Genomic DNA, 1,741 nt, shown 5'->3' with positions numbered 1-1,741 from the left:
CATGAGCTCCTCCGGCCACGGGCATCTCAAGTTTCCGTAGCGCAACCACTAAATATAATATACCCAAGAACCAGTAAAATGTCAATGGAAAGTATATTTTTCCAGAACTGAAAGGTGAAAATAATTCGCACTAATAATCCAGAAAACTAGGAATCTTCGTATCGATAAGGTAAAATATAGAAAAAACTTTGTCGCATAGGAGGCTCCAATGAGTCGAAAAAGAGAACGAATCATTCAAAAGAGAGAAAAGAACGCCATTGTAGAATGCAATAGGATTCAGAGACAGTTTTATCCTGAGCTATTTTCAAAATTTGAGGAGGTAAAGGACCCCCGCCATAGCAGCTACATTGAGTATAGTGGAAAAGAGATGCTTGGCACCTTATATTATAAGGGAATTGCTGGTTTGCCTAGTATGCAGGAAATGACAAGAAAATTTAACGATGAACTTGTGGCAAGTAATTTATATCATTTTATGAGAAGTGAAACAAAGGAGTTTATGCCTCATGGAGTAACCTTGAATGAGTACCTTGAGCGGGTGGAACCAAAGGAGTTAGAGAAAATTCAAAAGGATCTTGTATATAAAATGATTCGCAGAAAGACATTTCATGAAGCAACAGTTCTGAAAAAATGGCTCATTTTAATTGATGCAACGGAGCTTGATGAGGACTTTACACAAAAGAATGAGTATTATCTAAGGCGAGTGTATAACCGTGGGGAAGAAAATGAATTTGTAAAATATCATAGAAGTGTTTTAGAGGCAAAAATATATTTTGGGAATAATCTTGTCTGTAGTGCAGCCACAGAAACCATAGAAAACTCAGAGCAATACAATGAAAAGCGAAAGGGTGCACAGGCAGTCAAGCAAGACTGCGAAAGTAGTGCATTTGTACGCCTAGCTGAAAAGTTAAAGAAGAACTTTCCAAGGCTTCCTATTTGCATTGTTGCAGATGGTCTTTATGTGAATAAAAAAGTAATCCAGACATGCAATTCTTATGGTTGGGATTACCTGATTCGATATAAAGAAGGTTGTGCATCTTCAATCAAAGAAGAATACGAAGCACTGCCAGAAAAGAACAGCCTTTTAGGGGTCGAATATGTGAATGGCTTAGTTTTTGGGAAAGAAGAAATTAATGTTTTAAATTACACAGAAAGAAAAGTGAAGGCCAAGAAAGAAATCATTACAAATTTCACTTGGATCACGAATATCGAAATCACAAATAAAAATGCACAAAAATTAGTAAATGCGGGACGTTCCAGATGGAAAATAGAAAATCAGGGATTTAATCGCCAGAAACATTGGCAAGGAAACATAGAACATGCTTGCAGTTTTCATGAAAAAGCACAGAAAAATCATTATCTCATGGAACAGATATCAGATTTCATAAAGCAGCTATATGAGTACTTTTTCCTTAAGAAACAGGAGATTAAAAAACTGCAAAAAAATATATCTTCTGATTTGCTAGCAAGCTTTGGACGGCAACTAACAAGAGAAGATATATCTCGGTTTGATATGCAAGGCATATCTCAAACATGAATATAGTATAGCAAAGGAAGTGGTCGATGAAAAGATAAAAAACAAAAAAATATCCACAAAATTTATTTCGCTGCGTAACCAAGCCTATAAGGTGTGGATAAACCCCATTGAAATCAGTAATATAGAATTGAAATGTGGATAATAGAATTTTTTATCGAAAACATCGAAAACGGAGTAAAAGGAATAAGTTTACCTTTTGAATTTGTT

At 35.3% G+C, this 1,741-nt stretch carries 1 protein-coding gene; it reads left to right on the top strand.

Annotation, left to right across the window (positions count from 1 at the left end; all coding sequences use genetic code 11):
- Window positions 1-208: 208 nt before the first annotated feature.
- The gene (locus DS742_RS28275) at window positions 209-1,534 is read left to right on the top strand and encodes a transposase (RefSeq protein WP_117420237.1); all 1,326 of its coding nucleotides are present in this window, start codon (window positions 209-211) and stop codon (window positions 1,532-1,534) included.
- The last annotated feature ends 207 nt before the right edge of the window (window positions 1,535-1,741 follow it).

The organism is Lacrimispora amygdalina, from assembly GCF_003432035.1.
Taxonomy (GTDB): domain Bacteria; phylum Bacillota; class Clostridia; order Lachnospirales; family Lachnospiraceae; genus Lacrimispora; species Lacrimispora amygdalina.
This window is presented reverse-complemented; position numbering and strand designations above follow the sequence as displayed.